Source organism: Saccharopolyspora sp. (assembly GCF_017434145.1).
GTDB lineage: Bacteria > Actinomycetota > Actinomycetes > Mycobacteriales > Pseudonocardiaceae > Saccharopolyspora_C > Saccharopolyspora_C galaxeae.
The window spans coordinates 1-2,004 of record NZ_JAFRFW010000564.1; the positions used below are offsets into that span (position 1 = coordinate 1).

At 70.0% G+C, this 2,004-nt stretch carries 1 protein-coding gene; it reads right to left on the bottom strand.

All coding sequences use genetic code 11. The features are described 5' to 3' along the window. Window positions 1-178: 178 nt before the first annotated feature. On the bottom strand, window positions 179-2,004 hold a 1,826-nt coding region (locus tag IJH84_RS15550; RefSeq protein WP_295145689.1), incomplete at its 5' end, for a PhoX family phosphatase.

The following is a 2,004-nucleotide window of genomic DNA, read 5'->3' on the forward strand; positions in this document are numbered from 1 at the left end:
ACCGCTGGCGGAGAGCTGACCCGGGCCCGACGGGCCGGGCCGTCTCGGAGAACCGGCCCGCTTGCCGACGTGCTGAACCGCACGCGGCGAGTTGGCCCCCCAGCCCGTTTTCGGGCGCAAACCAGAGCGCAACGGGGGCCTCCCGGGTTCGGAAGGCCCCCTCGCTCGCCGGGCCGGATCAGCGCACGCCGATCCGGCCTCCGTCTTCGCGGTAGACGACCGCCACCGCGGGCCGGGGCGCCGAAGTGCCGCCGTCCGGCCAGTGCGAGGTCGGGTGCTGCGGGTCCTCCGCGTCCTCACCGGGGTGCTGCACGTTGACCGTGATCAGGTCTTCGAGGATCACCGGTCCGCAGGTCTCGGCCCCGACCGGAACGGTCAGGAACTGCTTGACCTGCCCGCGCTCCGGGCCTTCCACCGGCACCGCGAACAACCCGTCGTTGGAGCCGAGCTCGTTGCCGTCGGTGGTGATCCACAGGTTGCCGAACCGGTCGAAGGCGACGTTGTCCGGGCAGGAGATCGGGCTGACGGCGCTCTTGTCGAAGCCGCCGAAGTAGGTGCCCGGATCGTTCGGGTCGCCGCAGACCAGCAGCAGGTTCCAGCCGAACCGGGTACCGGTGGCGTCGTCGTCGACCTCCAGCACGTGCCCGTGCTTGTTCTCCACGCGCGGATTCGCCTCGTCCGGCCCGGCGTTGCCCGCCGAGCCGCGGTTGGAGTTGTTCGTCAGCGCGCAGTAGATGCGGCCGTTGACCGGGTTCGGCTCCATGTCCTCGGGCCGGTCCATCTTGGTGACACCGGCCGCGTCGGCGGCGAGCCGGGTGAACACGTAGACCTCTTCGGCGGTGAACCCGGGCACGAACGACTCGTCGCCGCTGGCCAGCTTGATCCACTCGCCCGCACCGTCGAAGTGGCCGTCGGCGGGCAGCTTGCCGGAGCCGTCGATCTCGGACTCCGGGCTGTTGCCGGTGAACTTGGCGACGTAGAGCGTGCCGTCGTCGAGCAGCGCGGAGTTGTGCCTGCGCGCGTGCGCGCTGCGGCCCGGTTTGATCCGGCCGTTCGAGACGAACTTGTAGACGTACTCGAACCGCTCGTCATCGCCCAGGTAGGCCGCGACCCGGCCGTCGTCGGCGACCTGGATGGTCGCGGCCTCGTGCTTGAACCGGCCCAGCGCGGTGTGCTTGATCGGGGTGGACTCCGGGTCGTTCGGGTCGATCTCCACGATCCAGCCGAACCGGTTCGGCTCGTTCGGCTCCTGCGGGACGTCCCAGCGCTTGTCGAACCGCTCCCACTTGCGCTCCGAGACGCCGGTGCCGATCGCGTAGCGCTCGTAGCGCTGCTTGGCGACCGGGTCGGTGACCTTGTCCGAGTTGGCGAAGTACTGGTGGATGTTCTCCTCGCCGGACAGGATCGTGCCCCACGGAGTGACCCCGCCCGAGCAGTTGTTCTGAGTGCCGAAGACCTTGGTGGCGGTCGGGTCCGCGGAGGTCTTCAGGTGCTCGCTGCCCGCGGCCGGGCCGCGAACCTCGAACTCGGTGTTCAGCGTGATCCGGCGGTTGTACTTGCCGATCTTCGGGGTGAGCCCCTTGCCGGGTTCGCGGGTCACCTCGACCACGGAAAGACCGTGCGCGGCCCACGCGATCCGGGCGTGCTCCTCGGTGGGGTTCTCGGCGTCGTAGTCCGGGAACATGTGCGGCTCGGTGCTGTACTCGTGGTTCACCACGAGCAGGCCGCGCTCGCCGGTGCTGTCCAGCGGGACGAACCCGGCGAAGTCGTTGTTGTAGCCGAACTGCTTTTCCTGCGCCGCGGAGTTCTGGTGGTGGAAGTCGAACTCGGGCGCGCCGGGCAGCACCGGGTCTCCCCAGCGGATCACGATGTCCTGCCGGTAGCCCTCGGGGACGGTGACCCGGTCGTCCTTGTTCGGCGCGACGGGGGTGAAGTCGGTACCGGGCACGCCGCGGCCTGCGAACTCGCCCGGTGCCGCTGCCGCGGTGCCGGACAGCGCGCCGG